At 67.1% G+C, this 22,063-nt stretch carries 26 protein-coding genes and 1 tRNA gene; 13 read left to right on the forward strand and 14 right to left on the reverse strand.

Translation table 11 applies throughout. The features are described 5' to 3' along the window. Nucleotides 1-31: 31 nt before the first annotated feature. Nucleotides 32-1,255 carry a UbiH/UbiF family hydroxylase gene (locus QOZ99_RS08635; RefSeq protein WP_306889554.1) on the reverse strand — a complete coding sequence of 408 codons (1,224 nt, stop codon included), beginning with the start codon at nt 1,253-1,255 and terminating at the stop codon, nt 32-34. A 195-nt stretch (nt 1,256-1,450) separates the two neighbouring features. Between QOZ99_RS08635 and QOZ99_RS08640 the strand changes: the two genes are divergently transcribed. From QOZ99_RS08640 to QOZ99_RS08680, 9 genes are all read left to right on the forward strand, one after another. After that, nucleotides 1,451-2,194, forward strand: a complete 744-nt coding sequence (locus QOZ99_RS08640; protein ID WP_306889555.1) for a CDP-alcohol phosphatidyltransferase family protein — start codon at nt 1,451-1,453, stop codon at nt 2,192-2,194. Between the two features lie 61 nt (nt 2,195-2,255). Further along, nucleotides 2,256-3,233, forward strand: coding sequence for a quinone oxidoreductase family protein (locus tag QOZ99_RS08645; RefSeq protein ID WP_306889556.1), 978 nt, complete (start codon nt 2,256-2,258; stop codon nt 3,231-3,233). Between the two features lie 204 nt (nt 3,234-3,437). After that, the gene (locus QOZ99_RS08650) at nt 3,438-5,024 is read left to right on the forward strand and encodes an ABC transporter ATP-binding protein (protein ID WP_306889557.1); all 1,587 of its coding nucleotides are present in this window, start codon (nt 3,438-3,440) and stop codon (nt 5,022-5,024) included. Beyond that, a complete protein-coding gene (locus QOZ99_RS08655) occupies nt 5,014-6,090 on the forward strand; it encodes an ABC transporter permease (RefSeq protein WP_306889558.1) in 1,077 nt (358 codons plus the stop codon). Before QOZ99_RS08650 ends, QOZ99_RS08655 begins: the two co-directional genes overlap by 11 nt. Next, complete coding sequence (locus QOZ99_RS08660) at nt 6,083-7,006, forward strand: ABC transporter permease (protein WP_306889559.1); 924 nt, start codon at nt 6,083-6,085, stop codon at nt 7,004-7,006. The genes QOZ99_RS08655 and QOZ99_RS08660 overlap by 8 nt, the downstream gene beginning before the upstream one ends. A 104-nt stretch (nt 7,007-7,110) precedes the next feature. After that, the gene (locus tag QOZ99_RS08665; protein WP_306889560.1) at nt 7,111-8,196 is read left to right on the forward strand and encodes a BMP family ABC transporter substrate-binding protein; all 1,086 of its coding nucleotides are present in this window, start codon (nt 7,111-7,113) and stop codon (nt 8,194-8,196) included. A gap of 241 nt (nt 8,197-8,437) precedes the next feature. Continuing rightward, on the forward strand, nt 8,438-9,718 hold the full coding sequence (locus QOZ99_RS08670) for an allantoate amidohydrolase (RefSeq protein WP_306889561.1): 1,281 nt from the start codon (nt 8,438-8,440) through the stop codon (nt 9,716-9,718). Continuing rightward, nucleotides 9,715-10,932: an ArgE/DapE family deacylase gene (locus tag QOZ99_RS08675; RefSeq protein WP_306889562.1), complete on the forward strand. Its 1,218-nt coding sequence runs from the start codon at nt 9,715-9,717 to the stop codon at nt 10,930-10,932. The genes QOZ99_RS08670 and QOZ99_RS08675 overlap by 4 nt, the downstream gene beginning before the upstream one ends. 17 nt (nt 10,933-10,949) lie before the next feature. After that, on the forward strand, nt 10,950-11,714 hold the full coding sequence (locus tag QOZ99_RS08680) for a bestrophin-like domain (RefSeq protein WP_306889563.1): 765 nt from the start codon (nt 10,950-10,952) through the stop codon (nt 11,712-11,714). A 51-nt stretch (nt 11,715-11,765) separates the two neighbouring features. Here QOZ99_RS08680 and rimO read toward each other — a convergent pair whose 3' ends face one another. The 3 genes from rimO to QOZ99_RS08695 form a co-directional block, all read right to left on the reverse strand. Beyond that, nucleotides 11,766-13,124, reverse strand: a complete 1,359-nt coding sequence (gene rimO / locus QOZ99_RS08685; protein WP_306889564.1) for a 30S ribosomal protein S12 methylthiotransferase RimO — start codon at nt 13,122-13,124, stop codon at nt 11,766-11,768. Nucleotides 13,125-13,258: 134 nt separating this feature from the next. Beyond that, nucleotides 13,259-13,588, reverse strand: a complete 330-nt coding sequence (gene hmuQ, locus QOZ99_RS08690) for a heme-degrading protein HmuQ (RefSeq protein WP_306889565.1) — start codon at nt 13,586-13,588, stop codon at nt 13,259-13,261. 211 nt (nt 13,589-13,799) lie between these two features. Beyond that, nucleotides 13,800-14,369 carry a hypothetical protein gene (locus QOZ99_RS08695; RefSeq protein WP_183191176.1) on the reverse strand — a complete coding sequence of 190 codons (570 nt, stop codon included), beginning with the start codon at nt 14,367-14,369 and terminating at the stop codon, nt 13,800-13,802. A 567-nt stretch (nt 14,370-14,936) separates the two neighbouring features. Here QOZ99_RS08695 and QOZ99_RS08700 point away from each other — a divergent pair. The 4 genes from QOZ99_RS08700 to QOZ99_RS08715 all read left to right on the forward strand — a co-directional run bounded on the left by QOZ99_RS08700 (nt 14,937) and on the right by QOZ99_RS08715 (nt 17,679). Continuing rightward, nucleotides 14,937-15,206 (forward strand): hypothetical protein, encoded by a 270-nt coding sequence (locus QOZ99_RS08700; RefSeq protein WP_306889566.1) that lies wholly within the window; start codon nt 14,937-14,939, stop codon nt 15,204-15,206. A 198-nt stretch (nt 15,207-15,404) separates the two neighbouring features. Next, nucleotides 15,405-16,103 (forward strand): hypothetical protein, encoded by a 699-nt coding sequence (locus tag QOZ99_RS08705; RefSeq protein WP_306889567.1) that lies wholly within the window; start codon nt 15,405-15,407, stop codon nt 16,101-16,103. A gap of 84 nt (nt 16,104-16,187) precedes the next feature. After that, nucleotides 16,188-16,277, forward strand: a tRNA-Ser gene (locus QOZ99_RS08710). A 163-nt stretch (nt 16,278-16,440) separates the two neighbouring features. Further along, a complete protein-coding gene (locus tag QOZ99_RS08715; RefSeq protein WP_306889569.1) occupies nt 16,441-17,679 on the forward strand; it encodes a tyrosine-type recombinase/integrase in 1,239 nt (412 codons plus the stop codon). Between the two features lie 65 nt (nt 17,680-17,744). On the opposite strand, the gene QOZ99_RS08720 is transcribed toward QOZ99_RS08715, so the two are convergent. From QOZ99_RS08720 to QOZ99_RS08765, 10 genes are all read right to left on the reverse strand, one after another. After that, complete coding sequence (locus QOZ99_RS08720) at nt 17,745-17,981, reverse strand: hypothetical protein (RefSeq protein ID WP_306889570.1); 237 nt, start codon at nt 17,979-17,981, stop codon at nt 17,745-17,747. A gap of 2 nt (nt 17,982-17,983) precedes the next feature. Continuing rightward, the gene (locus QOZ99_RS08725; RefSeq protein ID WP_306889571.1) at nt 17,984-18,208 is read right to left on the reverse strand and encodes a hypothetical protein; all 225 of its coding nucleotides are present in this window, start codon (nt 18,206-18,208) and stop codon (nt 17,984-17,986) included. Nucleotides 18,209-18,418: 210 nt separating this feature from the next. After that, a complete protein-coding gene (locus tag QOZ99_RS08730; RefSeq protein WP_306889572.1) occupies nt 18,419-18,787 on the reverse strand; it encodes a hypothetical protein in 369 nt (122 codons plus the stop codon). A 7-nt stretch (nt 18,788-18,794) separates the two neighbouring features. After that, the gene (locus QOZ99_RS08735; protein ID WP_306889573.1) at nt 18,795-18,986 is read right to left on the reverse strand and encodes a hypothetical protein; all 192 of its coding nucleotides are present in this window, start codon (nt 18,984-18,986) and stop codon (nt 18,795-18,797) included. Between the two features lie 34 nt (nt 18,987-19,020). After that, entirely contained in the window at nt 19,021-19,497 is a 477-nt protein-coding gene (locus tag QOZ99_RS08740) for a hypothetical protein (protein WP_306889574.1), read from the reverse strand. Beyond that, nucleotides 19,497-20,090, reverse strand: a complete 594-nt coding sequence (locus tag QOZ99_RS08745) for a lysozyme (protein ID WP_306889575.1) — start codon at nt 20,088-20,090, stop codon at nt 19,497-19,499. The genes QOZ99_RS08740 and QOZ99_RS08745 overlap by 1 nt, the downstream gene beginning before the upstream one ends. A 1-nt stretch (nt 20,091) precedes the next feature. Further along, nucleotides 20,092-20,310, reverse strand: coding sequence for a DUF7940 domain-containing protein (locus tag QOZ99_RS08750; protein WP_306889576.1), 219 nt, complete (start codon nt 20,308-20,310; stop codon nt 20,092-20,094). A 30-nt stretch (nt 20,311-20,340) separates the two neighbouring features. Beyond that, nucleotides 20,341-20,538 carry a hypothetical protein gene (locus QOZ99_RS08755; protein ID WP_306889577.1) on the reverse strand — a complete coding sequence of 66 codons (198 nt, stop codon included), beginning with the start codon at nt 20,536-20,538 and terminating at the stop codon, nt 20,341-20,343. A gap of 25 nt (nt 20,539-20,563) precedes the next feature. Beyond that, complete coding sequence (locus QOZ99_RS08760; RefSeq protein ID WP_306889578.1) at nt 20,564-21,874, reverse strand: hypothetical protein; 1,311 nt, start codon at nt 21,872-21,874, stop codon at nt 20,564-20,566. Further along, on the reverse strand, nt 21,874-22,059 hold the full coding sequence (locus tag QOZ99_RS08765) for a hypothetical protein (protein ID WP_306889579.1): 186 nt from the start codon (nt 22,057-22,059) through the stop codon (nt 21,874-21,876). The genes QOZ99_RS08760 and QOZ99_RS08765 overlap by 1 nt, the downstream gene beginning before the upstream one ends. Between the last annotated feature and the right edge of the window lie 4 nt (nt 22,060-22,063).

Here is a 22,063-nt window from a genome sequence, read left to right on the forward strand (position 1 = left end):
CGAAAGTTCAGCGCCTTTCGCGGAACGCGCGTTAGAGCGGCTTGCCTGCCACGAGGCGCGGCAGGTCGCGCGTCGGGCCCACGCCCTGTCGCATCACCGCGCGGCGCAGGACGGGCGAGCGGCCGAGCAACCACAAGCCGAGCCCGCGCATGCCGGCGACGGGCAGGAAGCCGGTCAGCAGCGAGCGGTTGAACAGGTCGACGGCGAAGCTGCGGCTCTCCACATCCGCGCGGCGGCGGCGCTCATAGGCCTCGCTCACACCCGGTCCGCCAATATCCTCGCCCGCCTTCGCCGCGGCGCCGGCCAGTTCGGCCAGCGTCGCCGCGTCGCGTATGCCGAGATTGAGCCCCTGCGCACCGATCGGCGGGATGATATGCGCCGCCTCGCCGATGAGCGCGATGCGGCCCCTGGCGAAGCTCTTGGCGGTACGTGCACTGAGGGGAAAGGCGCCGCGTGGCGAATCGAGTCGCATGGCGCCGAGAACCGAGCGCGCCTTGCGCTCCATCACCCGCGCGAAGCCCGGTTCGTCAAGCGCCATCAGTTCCTTCGCCTCGCGCGGCGACACCACGCAGACGATGCTGGAACGGTTGCCCGGCAGCGGCACCAGCGTGAACGGGCCGGTTTCGGTGTGGAACTCGGTCGAGACCTCGCCATGGGCGCGCGTATGGGCGAGCGTGGCGGTGACGGCCACCTGCGGGTAATCATGCGCGCGCAGCTCGATGCCCGCGGCCTGCCGGCAGGGTGAATTGCGCCCGTCCGCGGCAGCCACCAGCGCCACCGCCACCTCGCGCCCGTCATCGAGTTCGAGCCGCACGGCATCGCCCGCATCGGTGATGCGCAGGAGGCTCGCCTCCAGCCGCGCGATGGCGGGCACGTCGGCCACCGCCGCGTCGAGCGCGGCGAGCAGCGTTTCATTCTCCAGGTTCCACGCGAAAGCTTCGAGCCCCAGCTCGCCGGCGCGGAAATCCACCTCGGGCGCGCGCAGCAGGCGCTGTGTTGCATCGATGAGCCGCATCACCCGCAGCGGGGCGGCATCCGGGCGCAGCCGGTCCCACACGCCCAGGGTGCGCAGCGCCATCACCGAGCCGTCCATCAGCGCGGTCGCTCGCGGGTCCGGCGCGCGGCGCGGCGCCACCAGCATGACATTCAGGCCGGCGGCCGCAAAGGCGAGGGCGGCAACGAGCCCGCTCGCCCCCGCGCCGATGACGGCAACGCTACCGATGCCGGTATCCCCGGCTGGGTTTGCTGATGTCATTGCGCCGCTCCGTATCATCGTTACGCGCTCCACCTTCGCCCCGGACCAAAACTGGTTATAAGCATAGGCCGAAGTGTGGGATAAGCAGGGCCGCATGGTCTGGCAATGCGGATCAATGCGGGCACGTGCTATATGCAGGACGATGAACCAAGCAATGACGACCGGAGCAAGCGACCGGCCGCGGGAGGAGATGCCATGGCGGTAACGACCAAATCGCTGGTGGACAAGGCGCTGGCCGAGCGTCCGACCCGTCGGCAGACGGTCGCTTTTGCCGTGCATCTGTTCACCGCCTCGGGCGCGGTGTGCGGGCTGCTGGCGCTGATCGCGGCGGTCGAAGGCAACTGGGCGTTGATGTTCGCCTGGCTCGGCGCGGCCCTGTTCGTCGATGGCATCGACGGCAGCATGGCCCGCAAGGCGCGGGTGGGAGAAGTGCTGCCGCGCTGGTCCGGCGAGACGCTCGATCTCGTCGTCGACTATCTCACCTATGTGCTGGTGCCGGCCTTCGCCGTCGCCATGGGCGGGCTGATGCCGGCCTGGATGGCGGTGCCCGCCAGCGCGGCGATCCTGCTGACCAGCGCGCTCTATTTCGCCGACACCGAGATGAAGACCGACGACCTGTATTTCCAGGGCTTTCCGGCCGTGTGGAACCTCGTCGTGTTCTATTTCTTCCTCATTCCGATGAACTCCTGGGTCATCGCCCTCATCATCGCCGGGCTGTCGGTGGCCACCTTCCTGCCGATCAAGTTCGTGCATCCCTTCCGGGTGGTACGGCTGCGCTTCGTCACCATCGCGCTGCTGGCGCTGTGGGCCGTGCTCGGCGTTACTGCTGTTGTGGAAGGGCTGAAGCCGCCGGTCTGGGTGACGGTGGGTCTGGGCCTGTGCGCCGTTTATTTCCTGCTGTTCGGCCTCATTCCCTTCCGTCGCAAGGCGTCGACCTGACAGCCCGTGCGGCCGGCCGCTCGCCTTATCCCATCCCGACCGGACCATCCGGAGAGTGACGATGCCTGCAGCGATACGTGTTCACCAGATCGGCGGCCCCGAGGTTCTGAGCTTCGAGGACATCACCGTCGGCGCGCCGGGGCCCGGCGAGGTGAAGCTGCGCCACACCGCCATCGGGCTCAACTTCGTCGACACCTATTTCCGCAGCGGCCTCTACAAGGCCCCGAACGGGCTGCCCTTCATCCCCGGCAGCGAGGCGGCGGGCGTCGTGCTGGAGGTCGGGGAGGGCGTGAGCGACTTCGTGCCGGGCGACCGCGTCGCCTATGGCACCGCTTTCGGCGCCTACAGCACCGAGCGCCTCGTCTCCGCCGCGCAGATCCTCAAGCTGCCGAAGACCATTTCCGACGAGACGGCGGCGGCAATGATGCTCAAGGGCATGACCGCCCGCTACCTGCTGCGCCAGACCCACCCGGTGAAGGCCGGCGATACCATTCTCGTTCACGCGGCCGCCGGCGGCGTCGGTCTCATCCTCTGCCAGTGGGCGGCGCATCTGGGCGCCACGGTCATCGGCACGGTAGGCTCGGCCGAGAAGGGCGAACTCGCCCGCGCCAATGGGGCTGCCTATGTGATCAACTACCGCGAGGAGGATTTCGCCGCCCGCGTGAAGGAGATCACCGAGGGCGGCCTGTGCGACGTGGTCTATGATGGCGTGGGGCAGGCGACCTATCCCGCCTCGCTCGATTGCCTGCGCCCGCGTGGCCTGTTCGCGAGCTTCGGCAACGCCTCGGGCGCGATCGAGAATTTCAGCCTGCTCACGCTGTCGCAGAAGGGCTCGCTCTACGCGACGCGGCCGACCCTCGCCACCCATGTGGCGACGCGGCAGGCGCTGCTCGCCAATGCCAATGACCTGTTCGAGGCGGTGGGTTCGGGCGTGGTGAAGATCACCATCGAGCAGCGCTACCGGCTAGCCGACGCGGCCGAGGCGCATCGCGACCTGGAAGGGCGGCGCACCACGGGCTCGACGGTTCTGCTGCCCTGAGCCACATGTGGCTTCTGGCGAAAAACGCGTCAGAAATCGGACCGGACGGACCAGACTTTAGGCTTGCTCCGGCAACGGAGCGTGCCATGCTTTCCGCGTGTCCCTCCGTACCCTGAGACCGCATGAGCAGCGCGCCGCACGCCATTTCAGGCAAGTCGCCCCGACTGAGCCCTTCGCCCTGCCGCGCTTTCCGGGATGCCGCGCATGGCTGAGAACGCCCCGGCGAACGCGCTGCCGGCCTCGCTTCTGGAAGCGGTCGGCCTCACCAAGCGGTTCGGTGCCCTTGTCGCCAATGATCACGTCAGCCTCGCCATCCGCGCGGGCGAGACGCACGCGCTGCTGGGCGAGAACGGCGCCGGCAAGTCGACGCTGGTGAAGATGATGTGCGGGCTGCTGCAGCCCGATTCGGGCGAATTGCTCTATGACGGCGCGCCGATCGTCTTCCCGGACCCCGCCACGTCCCGCGCCCGGGGGGTGGGCGTGGTGTTCCAGCATTTCGCGCTGTTCGACGCGCTCACCGTGGTCGAGAATGTGGCACTCGGGCTGGCCGGTCACGAGCCGCTGGCGACGCTCGCGGCGCGGATCGAGGATTGCGTGCATCGCTACGGCCTGTCCGTCGAGCCCTACCGGCGGGTCGGCGAACTCTCGGTGGGTGAGCGCCAGCGGGTCGAGATCGTGCGCTGCCTGCTCGGCGACCCGCGCGTGCTCATTCTGGACGAGCCGACCTCGGTGCTCACGCCCGATGAATCGGAGAGCCTGTTCCGCACCGTCGACCTGCTGACCGGCGAGGGCCGGGCGGTGCTGTTCATCAGCCACAAGCTCGACGAGGTGCGCCGCCTCTGCCACCGCGCGACCGTGCTGCGGGGCGGCAAGTTCATCGCCGAGGTGGATCCCAAGACCGAGACCGCCTCCAGCCTCGCCCGGCTGATGGTTGGTGCCGAGGTGCCGCGCACGCCGCGCACCGTGACGCACCAGCTTGGCGAGCCGCGGCTGCTGGTCAACAAGCTCAACGTGGCCGGCGACGGCTCGCGCGGCTCGGCACTGCACGACATCAATCTCGAGATCCGCGCCGGCGAGATCGTCGGCATTGCCGGTGTCGCCGGCAATGGCCAGACCACGCTGTTCGAGGCGCTGTCCGGCGAGAAGCCGGTGGCGGACCAAGAGGCCATCATCATCGACAAGGTCGCGGCTGGCGGCCTCGGGCCGACCGAACGGCGCGCGCTCAAGGCCGGCTTCGTGCCGGAGGAGCGGCTCGGCCACGCCGCCGCGCCGGACATGCGCCTGTCCGACAACGTGCTGCTGACCACCCATGGCGACGGCGCGATCGTGCGCCTCGGCATCATCCACCGCTCCGCTCTGCTGGCGCGGTTCCAGGAAATCGTCCGGCGCTTCGACGTGCGCTTCGGCGGCAAGGACCCGAAGGCGCGGCGACTGTCCGGCGGCAACCTGCAGAAATTCGTCATCGGCCGCGAGGTGCTACGCGAGCCGGTGCTGATCGTCGTCGATCAGCCGACCTGGGGCGTCGACGCGGCGGCGGCGGCGTTCATCCGCACCACCTTGCGGGAAAAGGCGGCGGAAGGCTGCGCCGTGCTGGTGATCAGCCAGGATCTTGACGAACTGCTCGAATTCACCGACCGCATCGCCGTGATGAGCGAGGGCCGGCTCACCGCGCCGGTGCCGGTGGCGGAGACCTCGCGCGAGGCGATCGGCCTCGCCATGGGCGGGGCAGAGACGGGCGGGGCGCAGACGGGCGGGGCGCATGCTTCCGGGGAGGGCGCCCATGCCGCTTAGGCTCGAACGGCAGGAAAACGTCTCCGGCCTCAGGCTGGCACTGGCGCCGCTGCTGGCGCTGGTATTCACCCTCATCGTCGGCGCGGTGATGTTTGTGGCACTCGGCCACGACCCGATCCGCGCCTTCGGCATCTATTTCGTCGGGCCGCTGCTCGATACGTACACGCTGCAGGAACTGGTGGTGAAGGCCGGGCCGCTGCTGATGATCGGCACCGGCCTCGCCTTCTGCTACCGCGCCAATCGCTGGAACATCGGCGCGGAGGGGCAATATGTGGCCGGCGCCGTGGTCGGCTCCTGGCTGGCGCTCGTCACCCACGGAACCGATGCCGGCCCCTGGGTGCTGCCGGCCATGCTGGTCATGGGCGCGCTGGGCGGCGCGCTGTGGGGGCTCATCCCGGCCTTCCTGCGCGTGCGCTTCGGCTCCAGCGAAATCCTGACCTCGCTGATGCTGGTCTATGTCGCCCAGCTCGGCCTCGACTATCTCGTGCGCGGCCCGTGGAAGGACCCGGACGGCTTCAATTTCCCCCAGAGCGTGACGTTCGACGCCAATGCCGTGATGCCGCTGCTGATGGACGAGGGGCGCCTGCATGGCGGCATCATTCTCGCGCTCGTCGCCGTTGTCGTGGCGACCTTCGTGCTCGGGCGCACGCTGGTGGGCTATTCCATCGAACTGGGCGGCTCGGCTCCGCGCGCGGCCGCCTTTGCCGGCTTTGACGAGCGGCGCGTGACCTATGGCGTGTTCGCGGTGTCGGGCGCGCTGGCGGGCCTTGCCGGCATCATCGAGGTGGCGGGACCGATCGGCAATCTCCAACCATCCATCTCGCCGGGCTACGGCTTCACCGCGATCATCGCCGCCATGCTCGGCCGGCTGCACCCGGTCGGCATCGTGGTGGCGAGCCTCGTGCTGGCGCTGACCTATATCGGCGGCGAGGCGGCGCAGATATCCATGCGCCTGCCGTTCGACGTGACCCGCGTGTTCCAGGGCACGCTGCTGATCGCCATTCTCGCCGCCGATGTGATGGTGCGCTATCGCGTGCGCCGGGTTGAGGGAACGAGCCATGCTTGATGCCGCCATCCTCGGCGCCGTGCTCGCCAGCATCGTGGCGGCAGCGACGACGCTGCTCCTCGCCTCGCTGGGCGAACTGGTGGCGGAACGCGCCGGCACGCTCAACCTGGGCGTCGAGGGCATGATGATCGTCGGCGCGGCGGTCGGCTACGCCACGGCCTACGGCACGGGAAGCCTTCTGCTCGGCACGCTCGCCGCCATCCTGGCCGGCATGGCGATCTCGCTGGTCTTCGCCGGCCTCGCCATCTGGCTCGCCACCAACCAGGTGGCCTCGGGCCTCGCCACCACCATACTCGGCCTCGGCGTCGCCGGGCTGATCGGCGCGCCCTTCGTCGGCACCCGGCTGGATGGCGCGCCGGCGCTCAAGGTGCCCGGCCTCACCGACCTGCCGGTGATCGGGCAGATGCTCTTCGGGCAGGATGCGTTCGTCTACGCCTCGCTGGCCCTGCTCGCCGCCGTCACCTACGGCCTCGCCCGCACGCGGATCGGTCTCGTGCTGCGCGCGGTGGGCGAGAGCCATGCCGCGGCGCATGCGCTGGGCCACCCGGTGCGGCGCATCCGCACGCTGGCCGTGATGTTCGGCGGGGCCTGCGCGGGGCTGGCGGGGGCGCATCTCTCGCTCGCCTATACCCCGTTCTGGGCCAGCGACATGACCGCCGGGCGCGGCTGGATCGCGCTGGCGCTGGTGGTGTTCTCCGCGTGGAAGCCGCTCTGGCTGCTCGCCGGCGCTTATCTGTTCGGCGCGGTATCGATCTTGCAGCTGCATGTGCAGGGCTTCGGCCTCGGCATTCCCTCGCAACTGCTCTCGGCACTGCCCTATCTCGCGACGATCGCGGCGCTGGTCGCGATATCGGCGCTGAAACGCGGGCAGGGGGCTCCGGCCTCGCTTGGCGTGCCCTTCGTGCCCGATCGCTGAGCGGGCTGCCCGACCGGCCGCGCTGGCGGCCGCCCGGCGCGTGGTGCGGCCGCGCGCTGCCGGTGACAGGATTTCGGCCGCGGAATGATGGAGCGGAGACGTTCATGCGCAAGATTCTCTCAATGGCGGTCGCCATCGCCGCGGGCCTCGGCCTTGCCGGCGCCGCGGCCACCGGGGCGCTGGCCGCCGAGAAGCTCAAGGTGGCGTGGGTCTATATCGGCCCGGTCGGCGATTTCGGCTGGACCTACCAGCACGACCAGGGCCGCAAGGCGGTGGAGAAGGAATTCGGCGACAAGGTCGAGACGACCTATGTCGAGAACGTGCCGGAGGGCCCGGACGCCGAGCGCGTGATCGAGCAACTCGCCCGCGCCGGCAACAAGCTGATCTTCACCACCTCCTTCGGCTATATGGAGCCGACGCTGAAGGTGGCCAAGCGCAACCCGAAAGTGTTCTTCGAGCACGCCACCGGCTACAAGCGCGACAAGAACGTCTCGACCTACAATTCCAAGTTCCACGAAGGCCGCTACATCCTCGGCCAGATCGCGGCGAAGACGTCGAAGACCGGCACGATCGGCTACATCGCTTCCTTCCCGATCCCGGAAGTCATCTCCGGCATCAACGCGCTGATGCTCGGCGCGCAGTCGGTCAACCCTGATATCAAGGTGAAGATCGTGTGGGCGAATTCCTGGTTCGACCCGGCCAAGGAGGCGGACGCCGCCAAGGCGCTGATCGACCAGGGCGCCGACGTGATCTCCCAGCACACCGACAGCCCCGCCGCCATGCAGGCCGCCGAGCAGCGCGGCGTCAAGGCGTTCGGCCAGGCCTCGGACATGATCAATTTCGGCCCGCATGCGCAGCTGACCTCGATCGTCGACAACTGGGCGCCCTACTATATCGAGCGCGTCAAGGAGGTCATGGACGGCACCTGGAAGTCGACCGACACCTGGAGCGGCATGAAGGACGGCGAGGTCGTCATGGCGCCGTATACCAACATGCCCGACGACGTGAAGGCGATGGCGCAGGCGACCGAAGCCAAGATCAAGTCCGGCGAGTTGAATCCGTTCAAGGGCCCGATCTACGACCAGACCGGCAAGCTGGTGGTGAAGGAGGGCGAAGTGCTGCCGGACAAGGGCATCCTCTCCATGAACTGGTACGTGAAGGGCATCGACGACAAGGTGCCCGGCAAGTAGGGCGGGCAAGTAGGGCGGGCAGGTCGGACAGGCAGGCGCGCGGGGCAGGCCGGATCCGTGATGGCCTTGCCCGTAACGCCGCCCCGCAGCGCGCCCGATGGCGCGCGGCGGGGCGGTCTGGCGGGGCAGTGCCGCCGGGCCATCGTTGCCAAAGCGGCGCTCATGTGCCATTGCGCAGCAAAGGTGGCGCGGGGCGACGGATGGGCCGGCTTCGCAGGGCCGGAGGCGTCGACACGAGACCATGAGCGTTCCGCTGGACATCGCCGCGCTGGGAGCCCGCGCGGCGGCGATGATCGAGGAACTCGGCGCCATCTCCGAGAGCCCGGATCACCTCACCCGCTTCTTCCTCACGCCGCAGCACCGCCGCGCCGCCGACCTGGTGGCCACCTGGATGCGTGAGGCGGGCCTTGATGTCAGCGAGGATGCGCTTGGCACGGTGCGCGGCCACTGGCATCCCGCCGGGCCCGCCGCGCCGCGCCTGCTGATCGGCTCGCATATCGACACCGTGGCCGAGGCCGGAAAATATGACGGCGCCATGGGCGTCGTGCTGGGCATCCTCGCGCTTGGCATCATCAGCAAGGCCGGCCTGTCCCGGCCCTATGGCATCGACGTGCTGGCCTTCGGCGATGAGGAGGGCACGCGCTTTCCCACCACGCTTTCGGCTTCCGCCGCCGTCGCCGGAATCTTCGCGCCGGCCAGTCTCGCCATGCGCGACGCCGATGGCGTGAGCTATCGCGACGCCCTGATCGCCTATGGCAAGAACCCCGACGACATCCCCGCCGCCGCCTATGACCCGAACAAGGTCATCGCCTATGTCGAGGCGCATATCGAGCAGGGGCCGGTGCTGGAAGCCGATGGCGAGCCGCTCGGCGTCGTTACCGCCATTGCCGGGGCTTCGCGCCTGTCGATCACGGTGACGGGCGAGGCGGGCCATGCCGGCACGGTGCCGATGCGCATGCGCCACGACGCGCTGCTCGGGGCCGCTGAAATGGCGCTGGCGGCGGAAAAGATCGCCAAGGCGGACCGCCACGGCATGGTGGCGACCGTCGGGCGCATGCATATCGAGCCCGGTTCGATCAACGTCATTCCCTCGCGCGTGGTCTTCACGCTCGACCTGCGTTCGGGGTCGGACGTGTCCCGCCGCGAGGCGCTGGAGCGCTTCGAGCGCGAGGCGCACCGCATCGCCGATCTGCGCGGGCTCGGCGTGGTGATCTCCGCCTTTCACGAGGTGGCGACCGTGCCATGCTACCGCGACCTGCAGCTGCGCCTGCGCAATGCCGTCGCCGATCTCGGCCATTCCGCGCCTTCCATGCCGTCCGGCGCCGGCCATGACGGGCAGGCCATGTCGAAGCTCTGCCCGGTCGGCATGCTGTTCGTTCGCTGTCGGGGCGGCATCAGCCACAATCCGGCGGAATATGCCTCCCCCGACGATATGGGACTTGCCGCCGCCGCGCTGGTGCGCTTCATCGAGCGCTTCCAGCTTCCGCAACTCACCGACGCCACGGGCGGAGTACAGACGTGACCTTTGCTGCTGACGATAAAGCGCGGCTCGCCCTTGAGGTCGAGTTCCTCAAGGCGCTGGTGCGCGTGCCGAGCGACAATCCGCCGGGCGATTGCGCCCCGCATGCGGAGGTCGCCGGTCGGCTGCTGGAGGAACTCGGCTTCACCGTGGAGCGCCACCCGGTGCCCGAGCCCTTCGTGAAGACCTATGGCATGAAGTCGGTGGTCAATCTCGTGGTGCGCGAGCGGTTCGGTACGGGCGGCCCGGTCGTCGCGCTCAACGCCCATGGCGATGTCGTGCCGCCGGGCGAGGGCTGGACGTTCGATCCCTATGGCGCGGAAGAGAAGGGCGGGGCCATCTATGGCCGCGGCGCCGCCGTGTCGAAATCCGATTTCGCGACCTATGCTTTCGCCCTGCTGGCCCTCAAGGAGCAGCCGGAAGGGCTCAACGGCACGGTGGAGCTGCACTTCACCTATGACGAGGAGGCCGGAGGCTTTGTCGGGCCGAAATGGCTGATCGAGCAGGACCTTACCAAGCCCGATCTCGCCATCTCGGCCGGCTTCTCCTATGCCGTCGTCATCGCCCATAACGGGGCGCTGCACCTTGAAATCGTGGTGCGCGGCAAGCAGGCGCACGCGGCGATGCCGGAAACCGGCGCCGACGCGCTGGAGGCGGCCAATGCCATCCTGACCGCGATCTATGCCGAACGCGCGCGCCTCTATGGCATCACCAGCGCGACCCCCGGCATCGGCTCGCCGAAGATCACGGTCGGGCTCATCTCGGGCGGCATCAACACCAATGTCGTGCCGGACCGCATCGTCATGCGCGTCGACCGTCGCCTCACGCCCGAAGAGGACGGGGTCAATGTCGAGGCCGAACTCACCGCGCGGATCGAGCAGGCGGTGGCCGGCTGGCCCGGCATCGAGATCGAGTGCCGGCGCATCATCCTCGCCGAGCCGCTGCGCACCCTGCCGGGCACGGAAAAGCTGGTCGAGACCATTCAGAAGCATGCCGCCGAGGTGCTCGGCGCCGTGCCGCCGGCAACCGCCGTGCCGCTCTATACCGATGCGCGCCACTATACGGCCGCCGGCATTCCCACGGTGCTGTACGGCGCCGGGCCGCGCTCGATCCTCGAAGCCAATGCCCACGCCGCCGACGAGCATGTGCGCATCAGCGACCTTGCCGCCGCCACCCGGGTTATCGAGGCGACATTGCGCGACCTACTCAAGGCCTGAGGGCAGGGGGCGCAGCGGTGAGCTGGTCGCGTATCATCACAGGTGACTTCTTCTCGGTCTTTGTCGTCCTCATCGGCATTATTCCCCTGTTGACGGGATGGCTCTGTTACTGGGCGGCGATGCGCCCGCGTGCCGTCGCGGTGTTCCACCCGAAGGATCTGCAGACCTCCTATCTCGGGGCGCTGACGCTGCCCTTCGCGCTGTTCCTCGCCTTCATGGTGACGGATATCTGGGGCCGCGAGACGCGCTATGCCCAGACGGTGCTGCAGGAAGTGCAGAAGCTGGACGCCATGCTCGACATCGCGCGTGTGTGCGGGCCAACCTGCGCGCCGGTGGACGAGGCGGTGAACGTCTATGCGCGAGCGCTCTCGAAATACGAGTGGGATGAAGGCTGGGTCTATCCCGAGACGCAGGTCTCGAAGGCTTTCGACGGCCTGATTGCCTCCATCGCCGCCGCCGAAGCCGATACGAGCGTGGCCAGCCACATGCGCAGCGCACTGCTCAGCGGGCAGATCGATCTGCGGCGCCTGCGGACCGACCGCTACTTCATCCTCCACACCGATCTGGCGCCACACCGCTGGATCATCGTACTGATCCTCGGCGTGCTGTCGCAGGTCGGCCTAGCGGCGCTGCATGTCGGCAAGCGGCCGCAACTGGTGCTGGGCATGGTGACGTTCTCGCTCGCCTTCGCGGTGACGCTCGCCTACACCGTGGCGCTCGCCTGGCCGACGGTGGACGAGAGCATCATCCCCTCCGAGGAACTGCGCCGGATCCTCGAATGAGCGCCGACGCGGCCGAGGCCGGTCCGTTCGCCCACGTCGAAGCCGGCGTGCTCAGAAGCCGACCGCGGTGCCGTGCAGGTCGTAGGCGTCGGCGCGCTCGATCTTGACCGTGGCGATCTCGCCGACCCGCAGCGGCCGGCGCGAGGCGACGTGCACCACGCCGTCAATCTCCGGCGCGTCGGCCTTGGAGCGGCCGATCGCGACGGTGGGGCCGACCGAATCGATGATCACCTGCTGGCGCGTGCCGACCTTGCGCTTGAGGCGCCGGGCGCTGATGCGCTGCTGCGCTTCCATGAAGCGTTCCCACCGCGCCTGCTTCACCTCGTCGGGGATCGCCACGCCAAGGTCATTGGCCGGGGCACCGGCGACGGGCTCGTATTTGAAGCAGCCGACGCGGTCCAGTTCGGCCTCGTCGAGGAAGGAAATCAGCTCCTCGAATTCCGCATCGGTCTCGCCGGGGAAGCCGACGATGAAGGTGGAGCGCAGCGTCAGTTCGGGACAGGCGGCGCGCCAGGACAGGATGCGGGCGAGCGTCTTCTCCTGCGCCGCCGGGCGCTTCATGCGCTTCAGCACGGTGGGCGAGGAATGCTGGAAGGGAATGTCGAGATAGGGAAGGATCACCCCGTCCGACATCAGCTGGATCACTTCGTCGACATGGGGGTAGGGGTAGACATAGTGCATGCGCACCCAGGCGCCGAGCGTGCCAAGCTCGCGGGCGAGATCGAGAAAGCGCGTGCGCACCTCCCGGTCCTTCCACTGGCTGGCGGCGTATTTCATGTCGACGCCATAGGCCGAGGTGTCCTGCGAGATCACCAGCAGTTCCTTCACGCCCGCAGCCACCAGCCGTTCGGCCTCGCGCAGCACGTCGCCGGCGGGGCGGCTGACCAGGTCGCCGCGCAGCTTGGGGATGATGCAGAAGGTGCAGCGATTGTTGCAGCCCTCGGAAATCTTGAGATAGGCGTAGTGGCGCGGCGTGAGCTTGATGCCCTGCGGCGGCACGAGATCGACAAACGGATCATGCGTCGGCGGCACCGCCTGATGTACGGCGGCCAGCACGCTCTCATATTGCTGCGGACCGGAGATCGCCATCACGCCCGGATGCACGGCGCGGATCTGCTCGGGCTCGGCGCCCATGCAGCCGGTGACGATGACCTTGCCATTCTCCTTCAGCGCATCGCCGATGGCGGCGAGGCTCTCGGCCTTGGCGCTGTCGAGAAAGCCGCACGTGTTGACGATGACGAGGTCCGCGCCCTCATGGCGGCGCGACAGCTCATAGCCTTCCGAGCGCAGGCTGGTGATGATGCGCTCGGAATCCACCAGCGCCTTGGGGCAGCCGAGCGAGACGAACGAGATGCGCGGCGCATCGGTGCGCGCGGAAGAAAAGGCGTCGGACGCCGCAATGTCGGCCATGAGCGATCGGGACCCGGAATGTCAGGATCGCGAGCGGTTACGGCACGCGACCCTTTCCGTCAACTGCGGCGCGCGCCCGGCAGCCCTGCGTGACATCCATGTGATCGGCCAGGGCAGCCGCCTCGGGGCTCGTCTCAGGCCGCCGCGTCGCCCACCGAGAGAGCAATGACGCTGTCGAACAGCTCCAACTCGGGATGCCCGACATAGAGCGGCTTGTTGCCCCCCGCGCTGCGATGGGCGAGGCGGAATGCCTCCGAGCGCGTCCACGCCTCGAAATCCTCGCGCGAGCCCCACACGGAGTGCGAGGCATAGAGCGTGTAGTCCTCCTTCGAGGGGCCACGCAGAAGATTGAAGGCCTTGAAGCCCGGCACGGTCTTCAGATGGCTGTCGCGCTCGCGCCAGACGGTCTCGAACTCCGCCTCCGATCCCAGCTTTACCTTGAAGCGGTTCATGGCGAGAAACATATGGCTATCTCCTGTTGGCTTCCGGCCCGCGACACTTACTCCAAGCGGTCGGTCAGCCCAAGCCCGAGCCTTAAAAGCTCAAACATTAAAAGCCCACTCCTTGAAAGCCTGGGCGCCTGCGGATGCCCGCGCCGGTACCGGTCCGCGCGCGGCAAAAAGAAGGGCGGCTTGCGCCGCCCTCCAGGATCCGGGAGAGACGATCGAAAGCGGGTTATTTCAGCTTGCTGACATCGATGCCGAAGGTGGCGGCGCCGATGGCTCCATCCTTGTCGGAAACGGTGACGCTGACCTGTGCGATCTTCTTGCCGTCCTCTTCCTCGACCTTGTCGACGAAAATGGTGCCGGGACCGGCGGCATAGGTCTTCTGCCACTTGGCCTCATCCGCCTGCCACAGATCCGACGTGCCGTCGGTCTGGCCGACATTGAGCCCGCGATTGTCCATGACGAACACTTCGGTGATCACCCCGCCCGAGGCGTCCTTTTTCTTGATGAGGAATTCGGACAGCTTGTTCTTGCGGATGGAATCGATCAGCGCGGGGTCCTTGGCGACCCAGGCCTTGTCGAGCTTGTCGATGTCCTCCTGCATCAGGCGGGCATGTTTCTTGTTCGATTCGATCACGGCGGTGACGATCACGGGATCGCCGAGCCAGGCCTCGATGTTCTGCTTCACATAGGCGGTCGCCGGCTTTACGTGCGCCGCCTCTTCCTGCGCGAAAGCCGGCGCCGCGACGGCCAGGCTCACCACCGCGGCAAGCGCGGCGGCCTTCAAACGGATAATCATGGCGTTTCCTCCATGGGCGGTCTTGGCGCCGCCCATCCGTAACGTAACATGATGTATCTATGAATCCGCAATATGTATTCGTCGCTGCAAGGCAGCACGACAAATCGTATCAATTCGCAATAGCGATAAATGAAATATCGTGAATTCAAAAATGAAATAATAAAATCACATAACAATTCATCTGTCCCGACTTTTGCGATATGTCGGATGAGGCCCGTTCGAAAATAAATGACACGAGGCGGAGATGGATGGTCAATACGTAATCAATACATGAGATCGTGGATTTTCGCGCCCTCGCGGCGCAGTTGAAAGCCTCGAAGGGTTCGCTGGCATTACAAATTACATGTACGATGCGCCATATTCTTCATGCGCCACATCATGCTTTGCAGAGAATGCCGTGGACCATCGGCACGTCCCGCTTTCCTCCCGGGCCGATTCAACGTATTTATTTGACAGTGTCATTTTGGCGCCATGACTTGCGCCGATGATGATCGTCATCGCCGAGCCGAACGGCGCGGTCGCGCGAGACACCCAAGAACAAGCCGATACAGCAGGGAGGCTGCACGCATGCTGAACGAAAGCGTGAATTTCCAACCCGTGCCCTTGATCGTCAGGATCGGCAGCGAGGAGATCGAGGTCGCCTCGCTCGATTGTGCGATCAACCTCATACGGTCGCTGCGGCATGACCGCCTCGGCCGTTTCGCGGAAATGCTCCTCACCCAGATGGAGGCGGCCAGGGCGCCGCAGCAGAGGCGCGATGCCTGGATCGCCTTTGAAACCTGGTCGCTCGCCTGCGGACTTCAGCCGCATCATGGCGATCTGGAGCACGCGGCCTGAGCCGCGCCGCCGCCCGGCGGCACCGCTCTCCACCCTGTCAAGGGCGGGTCTCCATGAAGGTGACCCGCCCTTTGCCTTGAAAATGCCTCCCGTCTCGTTCGTGGTGGGGCGGCGATCGTGCGCGGTCGCGTGCAGGCAGGAGGCGTCGATTTTCACGTGACGTTGGCGAGACTGGCAGTGGCCGCAATGGCGGCAACCTTGGCACTATCCGCGGCGAGCGCGGCGCGCGCCCAGACATCCGTCGAGGCTCAGGCCGCGGCCGCGCCACCCCTGGTGCTGCTGCTGGATGGGCTGGGGGTCTATGTCGAGAGCAACTATATCGGCGTTTCCTCGCTGGCACGGCCGCTTCAGTCGCAGGGGTTCCGCACGCTCACCGATTCGCATCTGATGACGCGCACCAGCGGCGTGGTGCCGGACATCATCATCGGTCACTCCATGGGTGGGGAGACAGCGCTGCGCTACGCGCGCAAACTCACACGCGAGGGCCGGCCGGCCCCGATGGTCATCACCATCGACGCGGCGCCCACTCCGCCGGTCTGCAGCGTGCCGCGCTGCACGAATATTCATGGCCCGGGCTTCGCCAATGTGCGCGGCGCCGTGAACATCGACGCCTGGGCATCCGGCGCCCGATTCTCCACCCACGCCCAGTTGCCGACCACGCCGGCCGTGCGCGGCATCATTCTTGAGCAGACCCAGGCCTTCATGAACCAGCGCCGCAAGACGACCTCGCTCACCCCGGCCGCGACGACGGCGGAGGCGGACCGAACGCGCGCGCGCAGCCCGCGTTCGCCCGCGCCCGCAACCTCGACATCCCGCTCCACGCCGCAGATGTGGAGCGTTCCCGGCTGGACCATGCCGAATTGGGGATCCGTCAACACGTCGCCGAACGGCGGCTGAGCGTTTGGCATAGCGACAGGATCAAGAGCCGCTTGCCAAACCGGCCCATTTTGGGAAACAAGAACCGGCGTCGCGACGCAGCGCGGAAGGGTGGCCGAGTGGTTTAAGGCAGCGGTCTTGAAAACCGCCGTGGGTGCAAGCCCACCGTGGGTTCGAATCCCACCTCTTCCGCCAACCAACAAATGCAACAGATATGCAGCGCTTAGATTAACCAAAAAGCGCAGTATGCAGCGCAAATGCAACTTTAATCGGTTGCAGTCGTGTTGCGTCGTCTTGAAGCCGTCCCCTTGGGGGCCGTATATTCCCCATGTCATCACCAACATGGGGGCCAGGGCGCATGCTCACGGACATCGAGATCCGTCGGACGAAGCCGCGCGATAGGATTTTCAAGCTCACCGATTCCGGCGGGCTCTATCTCGCGATATCACCGACGGGCGGGCGGCAGTGGCGGTGGAAGTATCGGCATGGGGGCAAGGACCGAGCGCTGTCTCTTGGCGCGTACCCCCAGGTCGGGCTCGCTGAGGCGCGCCGCGAGCGCGATGCGGCCCGCTCCGCACTGAAATCAGGCAAGGATCCGAACCTGGAGCGCAAGCGCCAGATCGAGCGGAAGCTGAACAGCACCTTCGCCCACATGGCGCGGGAGTGGTACGAGAGCCGCAAATCTGGATGGGTCGACCGCCACGCCCACGATGTGATCAGCAGCCTTGAGCGCGACGTGATCCCCGAGATCGGCCAGATCGACATGAACGAGATCCGGCCGCGGGATGTGCTCGAAGCCCTGCGGCGTGTCGAGCGGCGCGGGGCGGTCGAGACGGCGCACCGGCTGCGCCAGCGGATCGAGGAGATCTTCGCCTTTGCTATGGGGATGGGGCTGGCGGAGGACAATCCGGCGATCGTGGTGAGGAAGGCCCTCAAGCCGGTCCGGCGCGGCCGGCAGCCGGCGGTCGTCACCCTGGACGAGGCGCGCGAGGTGCTGCGCGCAGCCGAGGCGATCCCGGGCCATCCGACCACGAAGCTCGCTCTGCGCTTGCTCGCGCTGACGGTCGTGCGCTCCGGTACGATCGTCACGACGCCGTGGGAAGAGGTCTTGCCCGTGCTGTCGTCGGATCTGCCGGTCTGGCGCGTGTCGGCCGAGCGGATGAAGCTGAAGAGCCACCTCAAACGGGACGACAGCCGCGACCATATGGTTCCGCTCTCAGGGCAGGCGGTGGATGTCCTGAAGGTTCTTCGGGTAGACAACCATCGCTCGCCGTTCGTCTTCCCGAACGTGCGCTTTCACCATCGCCACATGAGCGAGAATGCCCTCGGCTACCTGTTGAACAGGGCAGGCTTCCACCAGCGCCATGTCCCGCATGGCTGGCGCGCGACGTTCTCGACGATTATGAATGAGCGCCACCCCGCCGATCGGCCGGTGATCGAGATGATCCTCGCTCACACCCCTGAGAACAAGGTCGCCGCAGCCTATAACCGCGCGCTGTATCTCGACCGCCGGCGGGAGCTTCTGCAGGAATGGGCGGATCTCCTGCTGGACGGGCAGGCGACCCTGAAGGACATTGTCACGGGACCTCGAAGGTAGGCGTCGCGCCACGGTCTAAGAACGCGACGGATGGCTGCGTCGACCGGCCGGCGTAGCCGAAACGCTCACGGCAACCCCGCGCGCCCGAGTGGCCATTCGTATGCCTGCTGATGGATCGTCGCGTTGAGCACGCCGTCGGCAACGATGAGGTCGCCGTTCAGCACCTCGATGAGGGCATAGATCGTTGTGCCAGGCTGCACCTGGCCCGCCCATGTCCGAACAAGGTGGTGGAATGCGCGGATGTCCTTCTGCATGTTCTCGGCATCGGATGGCGTGAAGTGTCGCTTGGTCCGCTGAACCATGATCAACCCTCCAGCACTCGAATGCGCCGGCTTGGCCGGCCGCGCACATAGCCCCACGAGGCCTCTTGGCGGGACATCTCCAGGGCGATCTCGAGATATTGCTGGCCGACGAGCAGGGCCTTGATCGTCGCCCTGAGGTCGCCGTCGCAGGCCTCGATTGCCTCGTCAATATCGGCCTCCGAAACGGCAATAGTCTCCAGCTCGGCGGGCTGCTGCTCGCTCGTCATGGTCGTCTCTCCTCTTGATTGATGGATTGATTCCATGAGAACGAAAAAAGAACAAGAGGTGAGACTGCGGCCAATAGGGTGGGCATTGCCGCGCCTCAAGCCCGAAACGAAAAAAGAGCCCCGCCGCCTCCCGAAGGAGGGGCGGGGCAGTTGTCCCAGAGAGGAAAGCGGGGCTGTCGCCCCTCCCACGCTGTCGTCGGGGACGTGGTCTCAGGCCTTGGTGAAAATGCTGCGGATGAAGGCCAGGCTTTCGGCCCAGTAATGGGAGACGAACCAGTAGAGGAAGCCGAAGCCGGTTACCCCCAGCCCGACGATAGTGCCAAGGCGGGTCTGGAAAAGCGAAAATCCCGCGATCATCAGCGCATGCTTATCGATGGTCTTGGTATGCTGCTCGACGGCAGCGGCGACCGGCTTGATAGCGTGCTCGATCCCCGAGACGCTCTGCTTCACCGTGGCGATCTCAACCCGCACCTCCCGGCGGAAGTCCGCGCCGGTCTGCCGCTCGATCACCTGGTCGTCCTTGAGGTTCTGCACGTCGGCGCGCAAGGCGCCGAGGCTCTCCATGATCTTGAGGAGCATGGGGTCGCTATCGCTCAAGGGCGCCCCCGCGGATCTGCTCCAGCACCGCGCGCTCGGTGCGCACGAACTCCTGCAGCCCGTCCAGCCGCGCCCGGCACACGGCGAGTTCGCGCCGGTCATGGCCGGCAATGGCCGCCTGTTTCGAGACGGAGCCTACGGCCGCAGCATATCCCGGCGCGGGCCCTTCCGCCGGCTGCATCAGCTCGGCCGGGACCGCCGCCGGCCGGCCGGGATCAGCGTATCGCGTCGAGACCGCGCAGGACGGCAGGAGGAAGGCCGCGATACACATCCCGGCAATTGTCAGGCACCGGCTTGTCGTCCTCGGTGCGCGCGGCATCGATGATCTCCTTGGCGAGGGATGCCGGCAGGGCGGCGATAGTGTCGGTGACGCGGCTGGCGATCTGGTCGCCCACGGACTGGATGGCCGAAAGGGCCGCATCCTCGCGCGCCAGCGTGATCGCCTGCTGCTGCGTCCAGACCGCGCGCTCGGCGGCGACGCCAGCGAGGTAGCGGCTTTCGCCCCAGGCCTGCGCGGCGAGGTAGGCAGCGCCGCCAAGCGAGGCGATGCCGAGCACCTGGGCGACGGCCGCGTAGCGGGAGAGCGGGAGCACCGCATAGATCAGCAGCGCCGCGCCGAGGATGGCGAGCCCGCTGGCGCCGAGAATGTGAAGGCCGAAAGGCAGCCACTCGGAAAGATGTCCGAGGAACATCACTGCACCCCCGTCACGCAAAGCTCGCCTTCGCCGATGCGGCTGGCGTCACCCATTTCGCGGCGGTTCACGAGGCCGGCCCATACCTTGCCGCCGGCCTTGTTGAAGGCCGTCGCGGCGTTGCAGCTTCCGATGTAGTCGCCGGCGATGCCGAGCCGCGCTGCCGTCGAGCCGCACGAGCCGCGGGGCTTCTCGGGGCCGATATTCCAGGTGAGCCCGTTCATCATCGCGCGCCACGACAGCGGCTTCGCGCCAAAGCCGGGGATGCAGGCGACCAGCTTGCCCCGGAACTCCATCATCCGGCGTACCAGGCGCTTGTCGCAGCCGGCCGGCGTCTCCATCATGCCGGGGCGGACACCCTTGGTGTCGCCGTCGCAAATCGTCCACGGCGCGCCGCCTGTCGCCGGGTCGGGATAGGCGCGCAACTCGCGGCCCTCCCACGGCCGCACGAGATAGGTCGCGGCGAGCACGACATCATCCGGCACCCGTTCGCCGGTGCCGGGCATGATCGCGTAGCCGCCGATCGACATGGCGACGACGGCGGCGACCGCCGCCGCTGCCCGCTTGCTGGGGCGGAGCTTGCTGATGGGCATGTCAGTCTCCAAGGGATTTAGGCTGTGCGACGATCCGCGCGACGAAGGCGCCGGCCACCACCAGCACGGTGACGGAGGCCAGCACGCCGGGGCTGATCGGCAGGTACCCGCCGATGATCGGAAGCGCCGCCTCCAGGCCGGACAGGAGCCCGGCGAGGAGGAGCAGACGCACGGACCACGCGCGCAGAAGCACGCGCCGCCAGTCCGGGACAAGGCGCATGGAAGTCTCCAGATTATCGGGGGTGTTAGGTCAGGCCGGCACCAGCGCGATGGTCACATCGATCTCGGCTCCGGGTTCGATTGCCGCCAGAGTCTCCAGGCGCCCCATGAAAAGCACGGTCAGGTCGACAGGCTCGGCCTGCGGATCGCTCCGCTCGGCCATGAGCTGGACGGTCGCGCTGGCGTCTCCCAGAGCGATGGCGGTTACCTTCATGCGGGTTGTGGTCATGCCTCTGTCTCCGTTGAGGGATCAATCACGCCGCCAGACGCCAGCCCCAGCCGTCCATGACGTCGGAGGCGCCGGCGATGACGCCATCCATGGGCGGCTGGAACATGTGCACTCCATCGGTCAGCAGGCTCGGTGGGCAGCAATTCGCGGCGACCGCAGTGGCGTCCGAACCGCCGTTGCCCATGCTCTTGAGCTTGCCCATGGGGTCATAGTCGTGGCCGGGATAAGCCACGCCGATAGCCGCGCCCAACGCGTCGATCGCCGCCAGCGCCGGAGCCGCCGACCCATAGCGCCGATTTGTGCGGATCCAGAGGAAGCGCGGCAATCCGTCCGGCCCGAGTGGTCCCGTCAGCTGAGAAATGGCGCTCTGGATGATGGCGAGGTCGGCGGCCGTCGCGCCGTTTCCGTTGTTGTCGCCGTCCCACCAGATTGTCCCCAACCCCTTGACGCTCGCCGGAGCTGCCGTGAGGTAGCCGAGCTGCTGCGTCAGCGTAGAGCCGCCAATCGCCGCCAAGTACGGTATCCAACCCAACTGACACAGGCTGGGGGCTACCCCGACGCCACCGGTCGGAGCCGCGTAGCTGTCGCCCACGACGACCACGTTGTAGGCCGGGACCGAGAGGTCGGCGAGCGCAGTGGCATCCGTCGTGGCCACAGGGTAGAGCGTCACGCGGTAGATATCGTCGTCATAGCTCGGGTTGGGGCTGCCGGAGGCTCCCGAGCCGATGACCAGCCGCGTCACGGCCGGCGTGCCCGCAGCCGGGCCGGAGCTGCCCAAATTCACCCCCATGCCGGCCGTGCGATTGAACCCGGACTGGATCGTGACCGCAGCTTTGACGTAGGCTCCGGGCGCGTAGGTTGTCGTCGACCCCCCGCCGTAGGTGGTCCCGCCCACCTTGATGATGGTGGAGAGCTGCGTCGAGCCGACCGACCTGAAGAACAATACCTGATTGTTGGCCGTGCCGTCGTCGAGCGAGACCATGGGCCGTGAGCCTGCGGCGACGCTGGCCGTGGTGTGTCGGCCTTCCACCACCAACGTGTAGGCTGCCGGTAGGGCCGCTGGAAGCGGCAGGGCCAGAATGGCGCGCGCCCCGCTGCCGCCCGTCGCCGCGACGCCGAGGTAGTCGAGCAGCTTGGAAACCGCGGAGAACTTGCGGCCGTACCAAAGCGCTCGCCCCGCCCGAAGATCGATGTCGAAGAGGGGCTTGGCGCCCAGAAAGGCTGACATCTCCCAGGGGTAAGCATGGCTCTGGCCGTAGGCGACAAGGCCGGGCGCCCGGGAGCGCAGCATCGGCCGCGTGACACCGCCGGCAATCTCGATGTCGACTTCGTTCATCACTGTCTCACCCATGCCGAAACCGTCAGGACGTTGCCGTTGGCGTCGCGGGTGACGGTCTGCACCCAGGTGTTGATGCCGTCCGTCTTCGAAACGGTGAGGACGTTGCCGTTGGCGTCGCGGGTATAGCTGGTGGGCATCCAGTCGATGTCGGCAGGACTGCCGATATTGCTGGTCGTAGACATCGGC

It is taken from the genome of Ancylobacter amanitiformis, from assembly GCF_030814815.1.
In the GTDB taxonomy this organism is placed as follows: Bacteria; Pseudomonadota; Alphaproteobacteria; order Rhizobiales; family Xanthobacteraceae; genus Ancylobacter; species Ancylobacter amanitiformis.

Coding starts and splice junctions, on each gene's coding strand:
- rimO (WP_306889564.1), bottom strand. CDS start 13,124: ATGGCCGACATTGCGGCGTCCGACGCCTTTTCTTCCGCGCGCACCGAT.
- QOZ99_RS08765 (WP_306889579.1), bottom strand. CDS start 22,059: ATGTCTACGACCAGCAATATCGGCAGTCCTGCCGACATCGACTGGATG.
- QOZ99_RS08755 (WP_306889577.1), bottom strand. CDS start 20,538: ATGACCACAACCCGCATGAAGGTAACCGCCATCGCTCTGGGAGACGCC.
- QOZ99_RS08720 (WP_306889570.1), bottom strand. CDS start 17,981: ATGGTTCAGCGGACCAAGCGACACTTCACGCCATCCGATGCCGAGAAC.
- QOZ99_RS08640 (WP_306889555.1), top strand. CDS start 1,451: ATGGCGGTAACGACCAAATCGCTGGTGGACAAGGCGCTGGCCGAGCGT.
- hmuQ (WP_306889565.1), bottom strand. CDS start 13,588: ATGTTTCTCGCCATGAACCGCTTCAAGGTAAAGCTGGGATCGGAGGCG.
- QOZ99_RS08760 (WP_306889578.1), bottom strand. CDS start 21,874: ATGAACGAAGTCGACATCGAGATTGCCGGCGGTGTCACGCGGCCGATG.
- QOZ99_RS08725 (WP_306889571.1), bottom strand. CDS start 18,208: ATGACGAGCGAGCAGCAGCCCGCCGAGCTGGAGACTATTGCCGTTTCG.
- QOZ99_RS08655 (WP_306889558.1), top strand. CDS start 5,014: ATGCCGCTTAGGCTCGAACGGCAGGAAAACGTCTCCGGCCTCAGGCTG.
- QOZ99_RS08650 (WP_306889557.1), top strand. CDS start 3,438: ATGGCTGAGAACGCCCCGGCGAACGCGCTGCCGGCCTCGCTTCTGGAA.
- QOZ99_RS08660 (WP_306889559.1), top strand. CDS start 6,083: ATGCTTGATGCCGCCATCCTCGGCGCCGTGCTCGCCAGCATCGTGGCG.
- QOZ99_RS08750 (WP_306889576.1), bottom strand. CDS start 20,310: ATGCGCCTTGTCCCGGACTGGCGGCGCGTGCTTCTGCGCGCGTGGTCC.
- QOZ99_RS08665 (WP_306889560.1), top strand. CDS start 7,111: ATGCGCAAGATTCTCTCAATGGCGGTCGCCATCGCCGCGGGCCTCGGC.
- QOZ99_RS08740 (WP_306889574.1), bottom strand. CDS start 19,497: ATGTTCCTCGGACATCTTTCCGAGTGGCTGCCTTTCGGCCTTCACATT.
- QOZ99_RS08715 (WP_306889569.1), top strand. CDS start 16,441: ATGCTCACGGACATCGAGATCCGTCGGACGAAGCCGCGCGATAGGATT.
- QOZ99_RS08635 (WP_306889554.1), bottom strand. CDS start 1,255: ATGACATCAGCAAACCCAGCCGGGGATACCGGCATCGGTAGCGTTGCC.
- QOZ99_RS08670 (WP_306889561.1), top strand. CDS start 8,438: ATGAGCGTTCCGCTGGACATCGCCGCGCTGGGAGCCCGCGCGGCGGCG.
- QOZ99_RS08700 (WP_306889566.1), top strand. CDS start 14,937: ATGCTGAACGAAAGCGTGAATTTCCAACCCGTGCCCTTGATCGTCAGG.
- QOZ99_RS08730 (WP_306889572.1), bottom strand. CDS start 18,787: ATGCTCCTCAAGATCATGGAGAGCCTCGGCGCCTTGCGCGCCGACGTG.
- QOZ99_RS08695 (WP_183191176.1), bottom strand. CDS start 14,369: ATGATTATCCGTTTGAAGGCCGCCGCGCTTGCCGCGGTGGTGAGCCTG.
- QOZ99_RS08645 (WP_306889556.1), top strand. CDS start 2,256: ATGCCTGCAGCGATACGTGTTCACCAGATCGGCGGCCCCGAGGTTCTG.
- QOZ99_RS08745 (WP_306889575.1), bottom strand. CDS start 20,090: ATGCCCATCAGCAAGCTCCGCCCCAGCAAGCGGGCAGCGGCGGCGGTC.
- QOZ99_RS08735 (WP_306889573.1), bottom strand. CDS start 18,986: ATGCAGCCGGCGGAAGGGCCCGCGCCGGGATATGCTGCGGCCGTAGGC.